The 19217-nt window shown below is 64.6% G+C and carries 18 protein-coding genes; 5 read left to right on the plus strand and 13 right to left on the minus strand.

Features of this window, described 5'->3' with window-relative positions:
* Positions 1-62 precede the first annotated feature (62 nt).
* The 8 genes from J7367_RS12045 to J7367_RS12080 form a co-directional block, all read right to left on the minus strand.
* Positions 63-944 (minus strand): alpha/beta fold hydrolase, encoded by an 882-nt coding sequence (locus tag J7367_RS12045; RefSeq protein ID WP_057659782.1) that lies wholly within the window; start codon positions 942-944, stop codon positions 63-65.
* Positions 941-1750, minus strand: a complete 810-nt coding sequence (thiD, locus tag J7367_RS12050) for a bifunctional hydroxymethylpyrimidine kinase/phosphomethylpyrimidine kinase (RefSeq protein ID WP_057659784.1) — start codon at positions 1748-1750, stop codon at positions 941-943. The genes J7367_RS12045 and thiD overlap by 4 nt, the downstream gene beginning before the upstream one ends.
* Before the next feature lie 37 nt (positions 1751-1787).
* Positions 1788-2459 (minus strand): YoaK family protein, encoded by a 672-nt coding sequence (locus J7367_RS12055; RefSeq protein WP_057659786.1) that lies wholly within the window; start codon positions 2457-2459, stop codon positions 1788-1790.
* Between the two features lie 6 nt (positions 2460-2465).
* The gene (locus J7367_RS12060) at positions 2466-2948 is read right to left on the minus strand and encodes a hypothetical protein (RefSeq protein WP_057659788.1); all 483 of its coding nucleotides are present in this window, start codon (positions 2946-2948) and stop codon (positions 2466-2468) included.
* Positions 2948-4345 (minus strand): PhoH family protein, encoded by a 1398-nt coding sequence (locus J7367_RS12065; protein WP_057659790.1) that lies wholly within the window; start codon positions 4343-4345, stop codon positions 2948-2950. Before J7367_RS12065 ends, J7367_RS12060 begins: the two co-directional genes overlap by 1 nt.
* A gap of 82 nt (positions 4346-4427) precedes the next feature.
* A complete protein-coding gene (locus J7367_RS12070; RefSeq protein ID WP_057659792.1) occupies positions 4428-4910 on the minus strand; it encodes a peroxiredoxin in 483 nt (160 codons plus the stop codon).
* A 37-nt stretch (positions 4911-4947) separates the two neighbouring features.
* A complete protein-coding gene (locus J7367_RS12075) occupies positions 4948-5298 on the minus strand; it encodes a ribonuclease E inhibitor RraB (RefSeq protein WP_003481909.1) in 351 nt (116 codons plus the stop codon).
* An 11-nt stretch (positions 5299-5309) separates the two neighbouring features.
* Positions 5310-5936 (minus strand): glycine cleavage system protein R, encoded by a 627-nt coding sequence (locus J7367_RS12080; protein WP_002813792.1) that lies wholly within the window; start codon positions 5934-5936, stop codon positions 5310-5312.
* Positions 5937-6029: 93 nt separating this feature from the next.
* On the opposite strand from J7367_RS12080, the gene dapA reads away from it, so the two are divergent.
* Together dapA and J7367_RS12090 are read left to right on the plus strand one after the other, a co-directional pair.
* Complete coding sequence (gene dapA / locus J7367_RS12085; protein WP_057659820.1) at positions 6030-6938, plus strand: 4-hydroxy-tetrahydrodipicolinate synthase; 909 nt, start codon at positions 6030-6032, stop codon at positions 6936-6938.
* 16 nt (positions 6939-6954) lie between these two features.
* Complete coding sequence (locus J7367_RS12090) at positions 6955-7473, plus strand: hypothetical protein (protein WP_007966746.1); 519 nt, start codon at positions 6955-6957, stop codon at positions 7471-7473.
* 131 nt (positions 7474-7604) lie between these two features.
* Here J7367_RS12090 and fdxA read toward each other — a convergent pair whose 3' ends face one another.
* The 5 genes from fdxA to J7367_RS12115 form a co-directional block, all read right to left on the minus strand.
* Entirely contained in the window at positions 7605-7928 is a 324-nt protein-coding gene (gene fdxA / locus J7367_RS12095; protein ID WP_003481917.1) for a ferredoxin FdxA, read from the minus strand.
* An 82-nt stretch (positions 7929-8010) separates the two neighbouring features.
* Positions 8011-8889, minus strand: a complete 879-nt coding sequence (locus J7367_RS12100) for a 2-dehydro-3-deoxygalactonokinase (protein WP_007973033.1) — start codon at positions 8887-8889, stop codon at positions 8011-8013.
* Complete coding sequence (locus J7367_RS12105; RefSeq protein WP_057659794.1) at positions 8886-9797, minus strand: SMP-30/gluconolactonase/LRE family protein; 912 nt, start codon at positions 9795-9797, stop codon at positions 8886-8888. The genes J7367_RS12100 and J7367_RS12105 overlap by 4 nt, the downstream gene beginning before the upstream one ends.
* On the minus strand, positions 9791-10939 hold the full coding sequence (gene dgoD / locus J7367_RS12110; protein ID WP_057659796.1) for a galactonate dehydratase: 1149 nt from the start codon (positions 10937-10939) through the stop codon (positions 9791-9793). The genes J7367_RS12105 and dgoD overlap by 7 nt, the downstream gene beginning before the upstream one ends.
* Positions 10936-11568, minus strand: coding sequence for a 2-dehydro-3-deoxy-6-phosphogalactonate aldolase (locus J7367_RS12115; RefSeq protein ID WP_057659798.1), 633 nt, complete (start codon positions 11566-11568; stop codon positions 10936-10938). Before J7367_RS12115 ends, dgoD begins: the two co-directional genes overlap by 4 nt.
* A gap of 415 nt (positions 11569-11983) precedes the next feature.
* Between J7367_RS12115 and J7367_RS12120 the strand changes: the two genes are divergently transcribed.
* The 3 genes from J7367_RS12120 (at position 11984) to J7367_RS12130 (ending at position 19205) form a co-directional block, all read left to right on the plus strand.
* On the plus strand, positions 11984-12955 hold the full coding sequence (locus J7367_RS12120; protein WP_007966740.1) for a LysR family transcriptional regulator: 972 nt from the start codon (positions 11984-11986) through the stop codon (positions 12953-12955).
* A gap of 254 nt (positions 12956-13209) precedes the next feature.
* On the plus strand, positions 13210-16146 hold the full coding sequence (locus J7367_RS12125; protein WP_057659800.1) for a TonB-dependent receptor: 2937 nt from the start codon (positions 13210-13212) through the stop codon (positions 16144-16146).
* Between the two features lie 338 nt (positions 16147-16484).
* Complete coding sequence (locus J7367_RS12130; protein WP_057659802.1) at positions 16485-19205, plus strand: TonB-dependent receptor; 2721 nt, start codon at positions 16485-16487, stop codon at positions 19203-19205.
* Positions 19206-19217 lie beyond the last annotated feature (12 nt).

The following is a 19217-nucleotide window of genomic DNA, read 5'->3' on the forward strand; positions in this document are numbered from 1 at the left end:
TATCCAACTGAGCTACGGGCGCCTCGTCAGGAGCGGAATTATGCGGATGAGCGACCGGCCCGTCAATCCCTTTGTGAAATTCCAGCGTCGTTGCGGTCGTGGTCAGGGGCGCTACGCAGTGCAGCGACCACGGCCGCAGGCGTTTTCATCCAGGCGAAATGATCGCTGCGTGCGCCCAGTTGCACATCGTCCAATCGCACATGGTGTGGATGTGTTTGCGGCATCTTGTCGAGTAATGCGCGCAGCGCATCTGCTGGGCCCCACGTGTCGCGCGCAAGGGTCACTGCGCGGATCGGCACACGCAGTTGGCCCAGCGCCTGTTCCAGACCCCATGGCGCGCCTGCCGCGCGATAGCGATTGCTGCGGCCGACCTGTGCCCAATCGGCAATCAGGCTGCGTGCTTCGGTGCCGCCAAAACCGAGCTTGCGCCCGTGCAGCACGCCCTGCCTGCGCGCCAGCCACGGCAACAACCGAAACGCCAAGGGCAGGCCGTAACGCATGGGGACGGGAAAATTGCGCCAGTACGGCGAGCCGCTGGCCACCAGCCAGAGCTGGGCGAATTGCACCGGATGCAGCGCGGCATAGCAGCACGCGAGCTGACCGCCAAGGCTGTGCCCACCGACAATGCGCGGCAGCTGCGGGTCGTGGATATCGAGTAGGGCGTGGCTGGCGGCGAGATCGTCTGCAAGCAGCGTGCGATAGCCCCAATCGTGCTCGCGCGACGGGCGCAGCGTGCTGCTGCCATTGCCGCGCCATTCGTGCACATACACCGCAACCCCGGTGGACGCGAGCGCCTGTGCGAAGGGTTGGTAGTGCCGCGCTGCCACGCCCAATGCCGGCAGCCACAGCAGCGTTGTCGTCGGGTGCGGCGGCGCGCAACGGATCATTTGCCAGCGGTGCCCATCTGCAGCGCTGGCGAGCAGGGTATCGGTCTGCACGCTCATGCGCCGGGCGCGGCGCCGAAGTGGTCGAGCACCAGCACATCGCTCTGGCCGGGGCGTTGGCCGATGCGGATGGCGCGGGCAACGTAATCGATCGACGCTTCGCAGGCATTGAGCAGCGACAGGCCCTGGCATAGCTGCGCGGCGATGGCTGCCGACAGGCTGCAGCCGGTGCCGTGCGCATCGACCTGCAGGCGCGGATGCATGAACACGTCCTGGGTCACGCCGTCATCGAAGCGGTCGAGCACGTGTGCGCCTTCGTGCAGATGTCCGCCCTTGAGGAGCACCGCGTTGGCACCCAGGTCGAGCAAGGCGGCGGTGGCATGTTCGGCGGCGTCGGCGCTGTCGATGCGGCGGCCGGTCAGCAACTCGGCTTCGGGCGTATTGGGGGTCACCAGGGTAGTCAGCGGCAGCAAGCGCGTGCGCAGCGCATCCAAGGCCGCATCTTCGAGCAGGCGCGCGCCGCTGGTGGACACCATCACCGGGTCGAGCACCACGAACGGCGGGCGATACCGCTCAAGCAGGTCGGCCACGCAATGAATGATGTCGGCATTGGCCAGCATGCCGAGTTTGACCGCCTGGATCTCGAAATCGGCGAAGCAGGCATCCACCTGCGCATGCAGGAAGGGCAGTGGTGGAAGATGCACGGCGGTGACGGCGCGGGTGTGTTGCGCGGTCAATGCGGTAATCGCCGACAACCCGTGCACGCGGTGCGCGGCAAAGGTCTTGAGGTCGGCCTGGATGCCGGCGCCCCCGCCGGAGTCGGAGCCGGCGATGCTCAATGCAGACAGCGTACTGGGCGTAGTCATGTGGCGATTCTGCACTGCTGGCCGGAGGATGTGCGCATCATCCTGTGCGCCAGCGATGCCATTGCAGGTAGGCGACATAGCCGGCGCCGGTCGATCCGGTGAGGCCGGCGGGCAGGTAGAGCGCGTCGTACTGCCAGCGCTGGAACAGCAAGGTACCGAGGATGCTGCCGCCGAGAAAGCCGCCGATGATCAGCGCGCTCAGCGTGAGGCGGCGCACCTGCAGCGGGCGCCCGCGCAGCAGGTGTCCCAGGCCGATGCCCAGGTCGGTAAACATGCCGCTCAAATGCGTGGTGCGGACCGCGGCGCCGCTGAGGCTGGTCGCCATCGCATTCTGCAGGCCGCAGGCGCCAGCGGCGCACAGGACGCCGCCGACATGATGCAACTTGAACAGCGCAGTCGCGCCCAGCAACAGCAGCGCCTCGATCATCAGCGCAGCGCCGTAGCGCTGTCCAAGCCGCAAGACATCGTCCTCGATGATCAGTCCGCTGAGCATGGCGCCTGCGCAGAAGGCGATGAGGACGCCGCAGAGAAAGCCGATATCCGGTGCGGTGTTTTGCGCCAGGGCAACGCCAAGCAGACTGGTCGTGCCGGTGAGGTGGCTGACCACCTGGTGCTCGGAGCCCAGGTAGCCCACCACATTGACCATGCCGGCCACGGCCGACAATGCCACCGCGCCAATCCAGACCCAGCGCGGCAGCAGGATTCCCATCTCGGGTCAGGGGCTACCGTTGATTGCAATCTGCGAGAACGCGCCGGTCTGCGGGTCGTACAGCGCGCCCCAGAACGTGCTGCCGCCGTCGCAGACCTGGATCGCTTCCCTCGCCGGTTTCACCGGCGGGTCGTTGGGGAGCTTGAAGGCGTTGATGTAGATCAACTGCTGGCCCTGGATCACCACACCCACGTATTGGCGGTCGAACTCCCGCGGCTCGGCAATGGTGGGCGTCAACGCATCCTGCCGCGCTTCGAGCTGTTCGATCTGCTGATGGCTCGGTGCCCAATAGCCGCTGATCTGGCCTGGATGCCGCGCCGGGCTGTCGCGCGAGCAGGTCTGCAACACCTGTTCGGCCACACTCTGCCGGGTGATGATCCAGGACTGTCCGTTCTTGAGATTGGTCGGCACGCTGGATGGCCCCTGCGTGCTGGCGCAACCGGCCAGCGCGATCACGGCGAGCGCCGCCGCGCCGCGATATGCGCGCATCACAACACCTCCGAAGCGAAGTCGGCCAGACGCGAGCGCTCGCCGCGACGCAGCGTGATGTGCGCGCTATGCGGCCACGCCTTGAAGCGATCCACCGCGTAGGTCAGCCCCGAAGTGGTTTCGGTGAGGTAAGGGGTGTCGATCTGTTCGACGTTGCCGAGGCACACGATCTTGGTGCCGGGGCCGGCACGGGTGATCAGCGTCTTCATCTGCTTGGGCGTGAGGTTTTGCGCCTCGTCCAGGATCAGATACCGCGACAGGAAGGTGCGGCCGCGCATGAAGTTCATCGAGCGGATCTTGATGCGACTGGCGAGCAGGTCGTTGGTGGCCGCACGGCCCCACGAGCCGCCTTCCTGGTTGTGCGTGAGCACTTCCAGATTGTCGGTCAGTGCGCCCATCCACGGGGTCATCTTTTCTTCTTCCGTGCCGGGCAGGAAGCCGATGTCTTCGCCCACGCTGACGGTGGCGCGGGTCATGATGATTTGCCGGTAACGCTGCTGGTCCATGGTCTGCGCCAGGCCGGCAGCCAGTGCGAGCAGGGTCTTGCCGGTGCCGGCGGTGCCGAGCAGGGTCACGAAGTCGATTTCCGGGTCCATCAGCGCGTTGAGCGCGAAATTCTGCTCGCGGTTGCGTGCCACGATGCCCCAGACCGCATGCGGCCCGCTGCGGAAATCGTCGACCAGGCACAAGGTGGCCTTGCCGCCGCCCACCTTGGCCACGCGCAGCTCCACTTCATCTTCGCCGGGCAGGTACAGGTATTGGTTCGGATACCAGTCTTCATCCTCGGCCAGGACGATTTCGTAATGGGTGCGGCCGCGCTCGTTCCAGCTGCGCAGATCTTCGTTGTGCTTCTGCCAGAAGTCTTCCCGCAGTTCGATGGCGCCGGTGAACAGCAGGCTGAAATCGTCCAGCGCACGGTCGTTCTGATAGTCCTCGGCGACCAGGCCGCTGATATAGGCCTTGATACGCAGGTTGATGTCCTTGGACACCAGGATGACCGGCACATCCGGGTTTTCTTCGCGCAGCGCCAGCACCGAGGCCAGGATCTTGTTGTCCGGCAGCATTTCGCCGAAGGTGCGGCCCGGATCGATCGGCTTGATCTGGAAAAACAGCCGGCCGATCGCAGCTTGGCCCTTGAGCTGGATGCCCTGCGGATGGCTGAGCAGGATGCCGGCCTGGATCTGCTCGGCGTTGGTGTTTTCCAGCAATTCGTCCAGGAACCGGCTGACCTGGCGTGCATTGCGGCTGACTTCTGAGGTGCCCTTCTTGGCGTTGTCGAGCTCCTCGATCACCTGAATCGGCAGGAACACATCGTGTTCCTCGAACTTGAACAGCGCGGTGGGATCGTGCATCAGCACGTTGGTGTCCAGCACGTAGATGCGCTTGCCTCGGGTCATTGGGTCTTCCAAGTGATGGAGCAGGGGCGAGCCACCACGCCTGCCGGGGCAGGGTGATGGAGGACGCGGGAAGCGAGGGGTGTCACTGTTTGGCGTGCGCCTTCAACGCGGCTAGCACGGCCTCGGCATGGCCGGCCACCTTGACCTTGCGCCATTGCTGCACGATGCGCCCCTCGGGCGAGAGCAGGAAGGTGCTGCGCTCGATGCCGAGCACCTGCTTGCCGTACATGTTCTTTTCCTTGATCACGTCGAAGGCGCGGCATAGCGCTTCATCGCTGTCGCTGATCAACGGGAAGGTGAAGCCTTGCTTGGCGCAGAAGTTGTCGTGCGACTTCACCGAATCGCGCGAAACCCCCAACACCATCGCACCGGCCTTTTTGAACTGCGGCAGCAGCGCGTTGAAGTCCAGGCCTTCGGTGGTGCAGCCGGGCGTGCTGTCCTTCGGGTAGAAGTACAGCACCAGCCATTTGCCGGCATGGTCGCGCAGGGTGGTCTGGGTGCCGCCGGACAGCGCCAGCGGCAGATCGAAGGTTGCAGCGGGTAATTCCAGCACAGCGTAGGTCATCGTTGCTCAGCCCAAAGTGGAGGGGCGTACGGCGCGGTCATGCCGGGCCGACGTCCATCCCATCATAAGCAGCCACATGGAAGCGTTTGGCAAGTGCGTCGAACTGCGCATTGCGCTGATTCAGCGACTCGATGGTGTGGTGTTCCTTCTTGTCCACGTGCAGGAAGTACGACTCTTCATCGTCGCCATCATCTTCGTCGCGTTCGCCGAGGAAGATGTCGATGACGCGATAGCCGTCCTGGGTCAGTTGCTCGGCGAGTTTCTGCAGCGGCTCCTGCGCAGGATCGGCGAAGAAGTATTCCCAACGCAGCGGGCCGTCGAGATTCCAATCGGTCTCGGAGCGGATGTGGTCGAACATCTGTTTTAGCGCAGAGATCGCGATGGCCATTGGTGGGTGCCTTAGAACTTCATCGGGTCCATGATCGCGTCGAGATTGAGGTGATCACAGAATTCCAGGAAATCATCGCGCAAGGCGGCGATGTGCATGTTGGCCGGCACGCCGATCGTCACCTGCGCCGAAAACATCTCCGCGCCGGTCTGCATGGCGCGGTAGCGGGTGCTCTGCAGGTTTTCGATGGTGATGCCCTGGCGGTCGAAGAAATCGGCAAGCTGGAACAGGATGCCCGGCTTGTCGGCGGCGATCACTTCGACGATGTAGGGCAGCAGGTTGGACTGGGTCTGCTTGGGGCCGGTGCGATACCACACCAGCTTGAGACCTTCCTCGCGTTCGAGCCGGGTCAGCATGGCTTCGAGCTTGGCGACCGAATCCCAGGAGCCGGTGGCCAGTGCGGTGACCGAGACGTCGCGTCCCACCGTGGCCAGACGGGCGTCCACGAGATTGCAGCCGCTGTCGGCGATGCGGCGAGTGACGGGCAACAAGGGGGACTCCGGATGCGTCGTGTAGGCGTTGATCAGGAGGTGATTTTCGGTCGGCGAAGGCCGGGGTGTAGAGTCGGTCAAAGGGGCTTCCGGCATTGCATCAGGCTGAATGGCCGCCCGGGCAGGCGCCCTGGCGGTGACCAGCATACTTGCCCGTGGTTTCGCGCCGCAAGTAACATGCAGGCGGTCGCAACCCGCGTGCGCGCGGGCCTTTTCCTGTCACGTAAGAGCAGCAGAATCTTGTCCCTTTCCGGCATCATCACCGCGCTGGCGACCCCCTTCGGTCCCGATGGCGCACTCGACCTGGATGCCTGGCGGCGGCTGCTGGAGCAGCAGTTGCACGGTGGCGTGCAGGGACTCGTGGTTGCCGGCTCCACCGGCGAAGCGGCGGCATTGAGCGACGACGAATACGACACCCTACTGCGCGCTGCCGTGGCGCAGGTGGCCGGCCGGGTGCCGGTGCTGGCCGGCACCGGCTTGTCCGGGACGGCAAAGACCATTGCGCAGACCCGTCGCGCTGCAGCGCTGGGCGCGCAGTACGCGCTGGTGGTGACGCCGCCGTACGTGCGTCCGACCCAGGCCGGCTTGAAGGCACACTTTCTGGCGGTGGCCGAGGAAGGTGGCCTGCCGGTGGTGCTGTACAACGTGCCGGGCCGCACTGGCTGCGACCTGCTGCCGGAGACGGTGGCCGAGCTGGTGGGCCATCCGAACATCGTCGGTATCAAGGAAGCGCGTAGCGAACCCGAGCGCATCGCCGCGTTGGTGGTGTTGCGCAGCGACAGTTTTGTGGTGCTCAGCGGCGACGACGGCAGCGCGGCGCGTGCGATGCTGTCCGGTGCTGCCGGGCTGATCTCGGTCGCCTCCAACGCCTTGCCAGCGGCGTACCGGCGCCTGTGCGATCTGGCCCGCGATGGCCAGCGCGATGCTGCTGCTGCCTGGGACGCGCGGCTGAGCGAATACCACAGCTTCTGCGGAATCGAATCCAATCCCATCCCGGTCAAGGCGCTGCTGCAGCGCGCCGGGATCGGCCACGGCCTGCGCTTGCCGCTGCTGCCTCTTTCTGCGGCGCACCAGCCTGCCGCCGACCGCCTTGCCGCCGACGCCATTGCGTTGGAAGCGCTTTCCAGCCGCGAAATGCTCGCGGCCTGACCCAGGAGATCTATCGATGCGTCATTCCGTTTCCCCCGTCCGCGTGCTGTCGCTCGCGTTGCTGGCGACCGCCACCGTCGCTGCCACGAGCGGTTGCAGCTGGTTTCACAAGGGCGCGCGCGGCGACTATGCGCTGGCCCCGGAAGCCCGCCCGCTGGAAGTGCCGCCGGATCTGAACCTGCCCGACACCTCCGGTGCGATGAAGGTGCCGACGCTGGCTTCGACCACCCAGCAGCAGACCAACACGCCGCCGTCGGCAAGCGCCAATAGCGGGTTTACCGTGCCGGGCGAGCGCGACGAGGTGTTCGGCAAGGTGGGCGCGGCACTGGCCGACATCCCCGGCCTGACCATCGCCAGCAAGGCGCAGATGCTCGGTTCCTATGACGTGAGCTACGAAGGTTCCAGCTTCCTGGTGCGCGTGGTCAAGGTCGACGCCGGCAGTTACGTGTCGGCCGTGGACCCGCGCGGCATGCCGGCCACGGCGGCAGCGCCGGTGGCGGTGATCACTGCGCTCAAGGGCAAGTTGGGCGGCTGAGGCCGGTGCGGTTTGCTGGATGGCAAAAACGGGCGCCTTGGGCGCCCGTTTTGCGTTGGTGCGGAGTTGATGGCAACTGCATTGTGAGGTGCGGCAGCGGTGTGGCTCGGGGCCGCGCCCGGTCGTGCAGCTCAGCGCTGCAACAGCGGCAATTTGTTGGGCTTGCCATCCCATTCGGCGGCATCCGGTGCCGGCTCCTGACGCACGGTCAGCACCGGCCAGGCCTTGGCGAGTTCGGCGTTGAGTGCCACGAAGGCTTCCTGGCCCGCTGGCACGTCGTCTTCGGGATAGATCGCGTTGGCCGGGCATTCCGGCTCGCATAAGGTGCAGTCGATGCACTCATCCGGGTCGATGACCAAGAAGTTCGGCCCGACGTGAAAGCAATCCACCGGACAAACCTCGACGCAGTCGGTGTATTTGCACTTGATGCAGTTTTCGGTGACAACAAAAGGCATGGCGGAATCCGGCGTTTAGCCTCCTAATTCTAAAGCAGTCGCGTGATGGGTGTGGAGTTGTCGGCGTTTTGCTGCTGGCCGGTCAGGCCAGCCCGCGCTGCCTGGCCAGCGCGAACAACCCTGCCGCAGCCAGATCCTCCGGATGCATCCGGCTTTCGACGCCCAGGTGCTGCAACGCCAATGCGTAGCGTTGCGCCAGTGCAGGGCTGCCGACCAGATGCACGATGGCGTGACCGCCGCGGTGCTCGCGCAGTTCGTGGCCGATCAGCACGCCCGAGAGGTAGGACGGCAGCGCCGCGGAGGACAGGCGTTCGAACAGGCCGAGCGTGCGGGTGCCGAACAGGTGGTGGCTGAGGCCGCCAGGGTCGTTGCTGCGGTCGACACCTTGCACGAATGCGGCAGCGTCCAGCTCGGCATGGTCGTCATCCATCAGCTTGCCCAGGATGCTGTGCCGACGCAGCACGGCGTACAACTCACCGGTCATGACCGTGGCGAAACCTGTGAGCTGTCCGTTGGCGATCCGCGCCCACTTGCTGTGCGTGCCGGGCAGGCAGGCCACGTGCTCGCCGTCACCGAGTGCGGCGATCAGCCCAACCAGTTGGGTTTCTTCGCCGCGCATCACATCGGGCACGCCGGTCTGTTCGCCAGTGCTGACGCCGGGCACGAACCACAGCGCGCGGCCCGGCAACAGCGCGTCGTAGCAGCGCATCGCCTGGGCGAGCGCTGCGGTGTCGGCCGGGCAGGGCAGGTAGGGTTGCTCGACCCAGCCATTGCGGCTGCCGATCATGCCCGAGAGCAGCAGCGGGCCGTCCCAGCCATCGATCAGGCCAGCCAGCACGTCGTCGAAGCGGCCCTGGCAGGTGAGGATGCCGTCGCTGCCGCGGCGCTGCGCACGCACCTTGCCGTCGGCATCGAGCAGATAGCCGCGCAGGCTGCTGGTGCCCCAATCGATGGCGATCACGCGCTCGCCACCCGGTTTTCGGGCAGGCCGGCGATGGCGAGGTCGCAGACGAACAGGCTGCCGGCCTCGGGCATGCGGGCCAGCTCGTCGGCGCTGTGGTCCAGACGCGAGGAGATCACGTGCAGTCTATCCAGCGCTGCACCGCCGAAGGCGCTGCAGGTGGGGTGCTTGATCGGCAGCTGCACGACGCGCTCCGCGCTGCCATCTGGGCGATAACGCACCACGCGCGACGCACGCCATTGCGCATTCCACAGGTGACCTTCGCTGTCGATGATCGAGCCGTCCGGCTCGGCGTCATCGCGGTCCAGGCTGGTGAACACGCGCGTGTTGGTGGTCTGTGCAGTCTCCGGGTCGTAATCGCAGCACAGGATCTGCGGGCGCACCGAATCGCAGTAATACATGGTGCGGCCGTCGAGGCTGAAGCAGATCGAATTGGGAATGGACACGCCCGGCAGCGGAAGGGCGCGCAAGCCGTGCTTCAGCGAAAATTGGTAGAACGCACCGCGTGCGGCCTTGGTGTCGTGCTCGTCCATGGTGCCGAACACCAGATTGCCATGCCGGTCGACGCGGCCATCGTTGCTGCGCGTAAGCGGATTGTCCGCTTCCACGTCCGCCAGTTTTTCGAAGGGCAGCACGTCGGCTTCGATGGTGTCCGGATCGACAATGCCGATCGCCTTGGCCAGCGCGATTAGTACGCGGCCATCGTCCATCAAGCCGATGCAGCCGGGGCGGTCGGGCAATGTCCAGTAGCGCGACTGCGCACTGGCCGGGTGGTGCCGCCACAGGCGTTTTTCGCTGATGTCGACCCAGTACAGCGCCTGGCGCTGCTCGCACCACAGCACGCCTTCGCCATGCGTGCAGCGGCTGTCGACCGCCAGCACGGCGGTGTGTTCGGGCGTGCTCACCATTCGGCGATGCTGCCATCGCTGTGGCGCCATACCGGGTTGCGCCAGTCGGGCGGGTTTTCGTTTGCGCGCTTGAGCATCTCTTCGTCGATCTCCACACCGAGTCCGGGTTTGGGCAGTGCGGCAATGCTGCCATCCACGCAGTGAAAATCGTCTTTGTTGACGACGTAATCGAGCAGATCCGCACCTTCGTTGTAGTGGATGCCGATGCTCTGTTCCTGCAGCATGGCATTGTGCGAAACGAAGTCCACGTGCAGGCACGCGGCGAGTGCGATCGGGCCGAGCGGGCAGTGCGGGGCGAAGCCGACCTCGTAGGCTTCGGCCATCGCGGCGATCTTGACGCATTCGGTGATGCCGCCAGCATGCGACAGGTCCGGTTGCACCATGCCGATGCCGCCGGCGCACAGCACGTTCTTGAATTCGAAGCGCGAGAACATGCGTTCGCCGGCGGCGAGCGGAATCGAAGTGCTTGCGGCCAGGCGCGGGTAATACTCGGCCTGTTCGGCCAGCACCGGCTCCTCGACGAACAGGGGCTTGAACGGTTCGAGCTCGCGCAGCAACGCCTTGGCCATCGGCGCGCCGACGCGGCCATGGAAATCGATGCCGAAGTCGATGCTGTTGCCGAAGGCTTCGCGAATTTCCGCCACCTTGACCACCGCCGCATCGACTGCGCGCGCGCTGTCGATCAGCTTCATTTCTTCGGTACCGTTGAACTTGAAGGTGTCAAAGCCCAGCGCGCGGTAGTCGGTGATCTGCTGGATGATCGCGCCCGGGCGGTCGCCGCCGACCCAGCGATAGGTCTTCATGCGGTCGCGCACCAGCCCGCCCAGCAATTCGTACACCGGCACGCCCAGCGCCTTGCCCTTGATGTCCCACAGCGCCTGGTCGATACCGGCGATGGCGCTCATCAGGATGGCGCCGCCGCGATAAAATCCTGCGCGGTACAGGGTTTGCCACAGGTCGTTGATGCGCGCCGGATCCTTGCCCACGACATAGCCGGCCAGTTCGTGCACGGCGGCCTCCACCGAACGCGCGCGGCCTTCGATGACCGGCTCTCCCCAGCCGGTGATGCCCTCGTCGGTCTCGACCTTGAGGAACAGCCAGCGCGGTGCGGCGTGGTAGGTGGTGAGGCGGGTGATCTTCATCCTTGCAGTTCCTGGTAGGCCTGCACAAAGGCGCGTGCATGCGTCTGGGTTGTTTCGAGCGATTGGCCGGGTCTGTACAGTTCGCCACCGATGCCGGCGCCAGCGGCGCCCTGGGCAATGAAGCCGGCCAGGGTCTGCGGGCTGACGCCGCCCACCACATAGACCGGGATGTGCGTGGGCAGCACCGAGCGCAACGCGCGCACATGCGCGGCGCCATAGGTCGCTGCCGGGAACAGCTTGAGGATGGTTGCGCCGGCGTCGATGGCGTCGAACGCCTCGCTGGCAGTGGCGAAACCGGCCACCACGGTCAGGCCGCGCGACACCGCATGACGGATCAGCGATGGCCGCGTGTTCGGCGTAACGATGAAGCGCGCACCGATCCCGGCCAGGGTGTCGACGTCTTCGTTGCGCAACACCGTGCCGGCACCGATCCAGGCGCGCGCGCCGAAGGTCTGCTGCGCCAGCGCGATGCTCTGCTCCCAGCGCGGCGAATTGAGCGGGATCTCGATCGCATCGAAACCGGCGTCGATCAGTGCGCCGACATGGTCGAGCGTCTCTTCCGGCGTGATGCCGCGCAGGATGGCGACCAGGGGCAGGACGAACGGGCTGGCGGTGGTATCTGAAGTCATGCGGTTACTCGCGGTAGAGCGGAAAGCGGCGGTTGGCGGCCGGGGGGCCGGCAACGTCGGGGGAGGCTGCGCGACTGCGTGTCGTGGCATGGCGGCCGACGCGCAGCGTGGGAGGAGGACGCGTGGCGAACAAGGCGATGAATTGCACCCCTGAGGGAGCGTCACCTGGACACGCATGCGCCGTTTTACGGCCTGCAATCGGCGGGCATGATGCCGTCATCGTTGTCCACCTCCGCGTATAGGGCGTGCGTGTTGCCGCCCGAGGACGGACAGGTCACGTCTGTTCTGACCGCGCCCGGGAGGTAGGGGCTCCTGCTGCGGCGTTCGATAGCCTCGCGCGGGGAGATATGTGCTGCAAATGAAATTTTCGGCATATTCTATTCCTCCGACGAATACACGGTCGCAACCGCACGCTATGGCAAATTCCGGTACTCCCTGGTTCAACGCAGCCCGGCTCAAGACGCGCCAGCTCCTGCTGCTGCTGCATTTGCACGAACAGCGCTCGGTGTTGCGCGCGGCTGAGGCCGCTAGCATGACGCAACCGGCCGCGTCCAAGTTGCTGGCAGAAATGGAAGACATGCTGGGGGTGAAATTATTCGAGCGGCATGCCCGTGGCGTGGAGCCCACCTGGTATGGCCACGTGCTGATCCGGCGCGCACGCGCGGCGATGTCGGAGATTGGGCGGGCGCAGGAAGAAATCGCCGCGCTGCGCGCCGGCCGCATGGGCCAGGCTTCGATCGGTACGGTGGTCAATCCGGGCACCAACCTGGTGCCGCAGGCCATCGCCGAGGTCAAGCGCGAGTTTCCGGACATCCTGGTGCGTGTGGAAATGGACTACAGCCGTCCGCTGGTGGCCAAGTTGCTGGACGGGCAGCTCGACATCGTGATCGGGCGCATTCTCGGCCCGGAAGGGGTAGGCGAGCTGGAGTTCGAGCCGCTGGCCGACGAGCCGCATTCGGTGATCGCGCGTGCCGGCCATCCGCTGGCCAGCCGCGCCGGCCTGCAGCACGCCGATCTGGTACGGCACGGCTGGATTCTGCCGCCGGCCGACAGCGTGTTGCGTGCGCGCCTGGATTCGATGTTCATGGAGCACGGCGTGCAGACGCCGACCAATGCCATCGAAACCTCGTCGCTGCCGGTCACCTCGACCCTGCTGCGCGGCACCGACATGCTGACCGCCCTGCCGGTGGAATCGGTGGCGCCGTTGATCCAGGCGAAATTGCTCACCGTGCTGCCGATCGAACTGGGCGTGCGGATGGAATCGTTCGGCATCATCCGTCGACGCGATTACATCCTGCCGCCCGGTGCCGAGCGCATCTTGCAGGCGTTGCGCACCACTGCCCGACGTCTGTATCCCGCGCTGCGCGTGCCGGACTCCCTTGCCTGACCAGTGCGTTCATCGCTATTCCGCGGTGGAATAGCAGCCTGTGAAATTTTCATTGGCTGGCGCTGCGCGGTGCGCCTATACGTGTGAACCAGATCGCACGCTGAAGCGCACGTAACGTCGGGCCCGCGATCGGCGGCCAAGCCGCCTGCTGGAGGGAATTGACGGGCGACATCGCCCGTTTTTTGCGTGATTACGCCGCGCGTCTGCGCTGCGACAACCGGTTTCAATCGTCTTGCGTCCTGGGAGGGATTCAGATGTACCAGTATTCCAGCCATGCCTCGGCAGGCACGGGCGTGCTCGCCCGTCGTTTGCCTTCGTTGCGCCGTTCCGCCATGGCCATCAGCATCGGGCTCTTGCTCGCTGCGCCGGTCTATGCGCAGCAGGCGCAGTCGTCCCAGAACGCCTCCTCGAGCACTGCGAGCAAGGCTACCGACCTGGATGCAGTGGAAGTGCGCGGTGTGCGCGCCAGCCTGATCAAGTCGCAGTCGATCAAGCACGATGCCGAACAGATCGTCGATTCGGTCAGCGCCGAGGATATCGGTGCGCTGCCTGACCGCAGTGTCACCGAAACCCTGCAACGGGTGAGCGGCGTGACCATCGATCACTTCATGGCGCGTAACGATCCGGACCACTTTTCTGCCGAAGGCAGCGGCGTGATGATTCGCGGCATGACCCAGGTGCGCGGCGAGCTCAATGGCCGCGACAGCTTCAGCGCGGCCAGCGGCCGTGGTCTGAGCTTCGAGGATGTGCCGGCCGAACTGATGGCGGGCGTGGACGTCTACAAGAACCCCTCGGCCGAGATCATCGAAGGCGGTCTGGGCGGCACGGTCAACCTGCGCACGCGCATGCCGTTCGACCAGCCAGGCCGGATCATCGGTGCGACCGCCGACGTGAACTACGGCGATTTCAGCAAGACCTACAAACCATCGGGCTCGTTTCTCTTCAGCGATCGCTGGAATACCGGCCTCGGCGAGATGGGCTCGATGGTGGATGTGGCGCATTCGGAACTGGCCACGCGCAGCGATGGCATCCAGGTCGAGCCGTTCGTGCGCCGCACCGATGCGGCGCTGCTGGAAGGCACCAACTTCGACCAGGTCTACGTGCCCGGCGGCGTCAATTGGCGGCAGCTCGATTTCGAGCGCAAGCGCAACGGCGTGGCCGGCGCGTTCCAGTGGCGGCCCAGCGACGACACGGAGATTTATGTGCAATACATGCGCTCCAGTTACGACATGAACTGGCAGGAGCGCGCGGCGTTCTTCAACGACGACACCAACGCGATTGGCCCGGCGCCCGGGACGCAGTTTACCTACGATGCCGACGGCCGCTTCGTCAGTGGCTCGCCGGCATCCAGTTCCTGGCGCGGCAACGTCACCGGCAACGATGGCGTGCGCTTCTACACCAATAACCGCTATGCGCAGCAGAGCACGACCACCTCGGATTTGTCCGGCGGCTTTACCCACAAGCTCACCAGCAACCTCACCGTGCGCGGCGATATGCAGCTGGTGCGCTCGGAGAGCGATTCGCTGGACTTCACCCTGTTCGATTCGATCTACCTGCCGGGCCTGACCTTCGATCTGAGCGGCAAATATCCATCGGTCGCGATTGCCGACACCACTTACACCAGCAACCCCTCCAACTATTTCTGGAGTGCGGCCATGGACCATCTGGCGAAGAATCGCGGCCGCGAGCTGGCCACGCGCTTCGACCTGGAATACGCATTCGACGACAGTGCCTGGCTGCGCACCTTCCGTGCCGGCATCCGCGCCACCGACCGCACCCAGATCAACAAGAACTCCGGCTACAACTGGGGTGTGATCAGCGATAACTGGGCGCAGATTCCCGGGACCGCCAATGGGACCGGACTGGCCGATCTGGCCACCTACATGACCGGCACCTCGCAGCTGTATTCGTATTCCAATCTGTTCCGCGGCAAGATCGATGTGCCCAATCGTCTGTATTTTCCGAGCAACGCCGCAGTCAAGGACTACGCCGGTACCTCGAAGATGATCGAGCAGATCGTGGCGCTGCGCGGATCGGGCTGGGCGCCGGACCAATACCAGCTGCAGGACATCAATCGCCAGTTCGAACGCACCCAGGCCGCCTACGCGGTGATGTACTTCGGCAACGACGAAGCATTGGGCGTGCCGGTGGACGGCAATATCGGCGTGCGCATCGTGCAGACCAAGACCGAGGCCAATGGCTACGGCCAGTTCCCGGACCTGTCGGGAAGCGCGGGTTCGGAAGCGCTGCGAGAGCAGTACACCGGGCAGTACTTCGCCAACAATGCCAAGGGCAGCTACACCAACGTGCTGCCGAGCTTCAACATGCGCTTCAAGTTCTCCGACGCGCTGCAGTGGCGTATCGCCGCCTCCAAGGCGATGGCGCGCCCGGACTACACGCAGTTGCAGCCATACCTGCTGCTCGCGGCAAACACCGAGTCCAATGGCACTGTTTCCAGGTGGACCGGTACTGCCGGCAATCCGAATCTGCAGCCGATGAAAGCCAATCAGTACGACACCGCACTGGAGTGGTACTTCGACACCAGCGACATGATGTACCTGACGCTGTTCTACAAGAGCGTCAAGGATTACTTCTCCAACCAGACCGTCACCGAAAGCTACGGTGGGCAGGACTGGCTGGTGACGCGTCCGTACAACATGGACAAGGGGCGCATCCGCGGCTTCGAATATGGCTACACGCAGTTCTTCGACTCTTGGCCGGGTTGGCTGAGCGGGTTCGGCGTCAATGCCAACTTCACCTTCGTCGACAGCAGCGGCGGCGTGAACACCGCCACCGACCCGTACACCCAGACCACCGTCACCGGTGTGAGCCTGCCGCTGGAAGGCCTGTCGCGGCGCAGTTACAACCTGGCCGGCATTTATGAGAAAGGACCGCTTTCGTTGCGCCTGGCCTACAACTGGCGTTCGCGTTACCTGCTCACCGCCAGCGACGTGTCGACCAAGTTGCCGACCTGGTCGGACGACTACGGCCAGCTCGACGCCTCGGCGTTCTACCGCTTCAACCCGCATGTCCAGCTCGGCGTGCAGGCCAACAATCTGACCAACACGGTGACCAAGGTCTTGATGGGGCCGACGTCCTACACGGGCGGCGAGGTCGACTACCACCTGTATACGCGCAGCTGGTTCGTCAACGACCGGCGTTACTCGCTGGTGCTGCGCATGAACTGGTAAGTGCAGGCGATCACGCGGGCAGCGTGCGCGGGCTCTCAGAGTTGAGCCCGCCACGTGCCAGCCCGCGCCGTGACCCTGCGATGCCAGAGTTGCCGGGTTTTCCAGGGTTGTTATAGGTTTAGCGAATACCTTTCCAGGAATATTTCATTGGTCTGGCATGACGGCCGCGCCCTATGCTCCGGCCGAAGCTATCAGGTAAGCCCGCTCGGGTTTACACCGCATCGACCCAGCCACGGCACTTGCCGTCGGCAGATGCCAAGCCAGCACAACGACGGGCAGGGCGCTTGCGCACCGGCCCGCTAAAAACGAGAAGTACATGCGTCCTGGGAGGGAGCACCATGTCAGTGCAACATCGCCACGTTCCGGCAGGCCGGACTGTGGGTCAGCGTTCGATCCGTGATTTCCGCCGCTCCGTGATGGCCATCAGTGTAGCCACGCTGCTGAGCGCGCAGGCCTATGCGCAGGATGCGACCACCACTGCCGCGCCGGCATCGGAGGCGACGACGCAACAGCTGGACACCGTGCAGGTCACCGGTACCCGCAGCAGCGTGACCAAGGCGCAGCTGGTCAAGCAGAACGCCGAGCAGATCGTCGATTCCATCGTTGCCGAAGACATCGGCAAGCTGCCCGACAACAACGTGGCCGAAGCGTTGCAGCGCATCTCCGGCATCCAGATCTCGCGCAACTACGGCGAAGGCAGCTCGATCGCCATCCGCGGCCTGACCCAGGTGCGCACCGAGCTCAATGGTCGCGACATCTTCACCGCCAACGACGGCCGTGGCCTGAGCTTCGAAGACGTGTCTGCCGAGTTGCTCGGTGGCGTCAACGTCTACAAGAATCCGTCTGCCGACATGATCGAAGGCGGCCTGGGCGGCACGGTCGACCTGCGCACGCGTCTGCCGTTCGATTACGACGGCCGCAAGATCGCCGGTAGCGTGCAGTACAACCATTACGACCTGGCCGACGACGGCAAGCCGGCGTTCTCGGGCTTGTTCAGCGATCGCTGGCAGACCGGCATCGGCGAGATCGGCATCCTGGTGAACTACTCGCAGCAGAAGAGCCCGTTCCGTCAGGACACCATTTCGATCGAGCCGTGGTACACCCAGACCGACCTGCCGGGCTACGAAGGCCAGCAGATCTCGGTGCCGCACGGCGTCGGCATCAACACCACCGTCGGCGAGCGTGAGCGCAAGACCGGCGCGTTTGCGATGCAGTGGCGTCCGAACGATGCGGTGGAAGTCTATACGCAGGTGCTGCGTTCGGACTACGACTTCAGCTGGCACGATTATTCGTTCTTCGCGCTGACCGGCGCCAACCCGATGCAGGGCTTGCCCGGCATCCAGGTCAACAACCGCAATGAGTTCGTCAACGGCTCGTTCCAGAATGTGCCGACCGAATCCAACACCAGCCTGACCGAGCGGCATTCGGTGACCACCGATTACGCGTTGGGCGCCAAGTGGACGGTCAACGAAAAGCTGACCCTGAGCACCGACTTCCAGTATGTCGATGCCACCACCACCGGCACCCGCTACATCCTGTCCACCGGTCAGGTCACCAGCCCGCAGTTCAACGTCGATTTCCGTGGCGATCTGCCGCGCTTGTCGGTGACCGATGCCAGCGGTGCGGAAGGCTACCTGGCCGATGTCAACAACTACAACGGTTGGCGCTATCACCTGGACAACAAGGACGACAACACCGGCACCGAATTCGCCTGGCGTTCCGATATGGATCTGGCCTTCGACAGCGACTTCGTGCGCAGCTTCAAGGCCGGTGTGCGTTACACCGACCGCGATGCCGAAACCAAGGGCAACATCTATCGCTTCATGTGCATCAACAACTGCGCGGGCGCACCGTTTTCGCAGTACCCCGGCATCGGCGTGATGACCAATCCGATCACCGACTTCTTCCGCGGCAAGAGTCATGCCTTCGGGCCGACCCTGACGGCATCCGATGCGGCAGTGGCGAACTATCAGCAGACCTTGGCCGCCTTCGGTGCCACCCCGCTGGAATTTGCGCCCAACAACATCAACACGCAGAACGAGAAGACCTACGCGGCGTATGGCGTGCTGCGCTTCGGCGTGGATGGCGACATTCCGTTCGATGGCAACATCGGGGTGCGCGTGGTGCGCACCGAAGTGGGCTCGCAGGGCGTACGCACCGGCACCGATGCCGAAGGTGGCGGCCTGATTCCGGTGGATGCGCAGCAGACCTACACCGACGTGCTGCCCAGCTTGAATCTGCGTTGGATGCTCAGCGATCAGCTGCAGTGGCGGTTTGCCGCCTCGCGCGGTATTTCGCGCCCGACCTTCGACAAGCTCAACCCGAACCTGAGCCTGAGCACCGGCACCTCGAACGGCGCTTCGACCTTCACCGGCACCGCGGGTAACCCGAGTCTGGAAGCGGTCAAGGCCGACCAGTTCGACACCGCGCTGGAGTGGTACTTCGGCCAGGGGTCGATGATGTACGGCACCCTGTTCTACAAGAAGGTGGAAGGCTTCATCGCCAATGCCGTCTTCAACGAGGTGTACGACGGCCAGGTGTGGCAGATCACCCGTCCGGTCAATGGCGATTCGGGCAAGATCCGCGGCGCCGAATTGGGTTACACGCAGTTCTTCGACTTCCTGCCTGGCTGGTTGAGCGGCTTCGGCCTGCAGACCAACTACACCTACGTCGACAGCGAGGCGCCGAGCCCGACCGCCACCGACACCAACGGCCAGTCGCTGACGGTGCCGCTGGAGGGCCTGTCCAAGAACAGCTACAACGCGATCCTCAGCTACGAAACGGCGCGCTTCCAGGGCCGTGTGGCCTACAACTGGCGCAGCGACTGGCTGGTGACCACGGCGGGCAACGGCACCGGCAACCTGCCGGTCTACAACAAGGGCTTCGGCCAGCTGGATGCCTCGCTGCGTTTCAACATCAATGATGTGTGGTCGATTTCGCTCGATGGCGTGAACCTGCTCGATACCCGCCGCGAAAGCTACCTGGGTGTCGAGTCGCGCTACCGCGACTTCGTGATCAACGATCGTCGGTATGGCCTGACCTTGCGGGCCAGCCTGTAGAACGCGCCGTAG

The organism is Xanthomonas sp. D-36-1, assembly GCF_017746155.1.
Lineage (GTDB): Bacteria > Pseudomonadota > Gammaproteobacteria > Xanthomonadales > Xanthomonadaceae > Xanthomonas > Xanthomonas cissicola.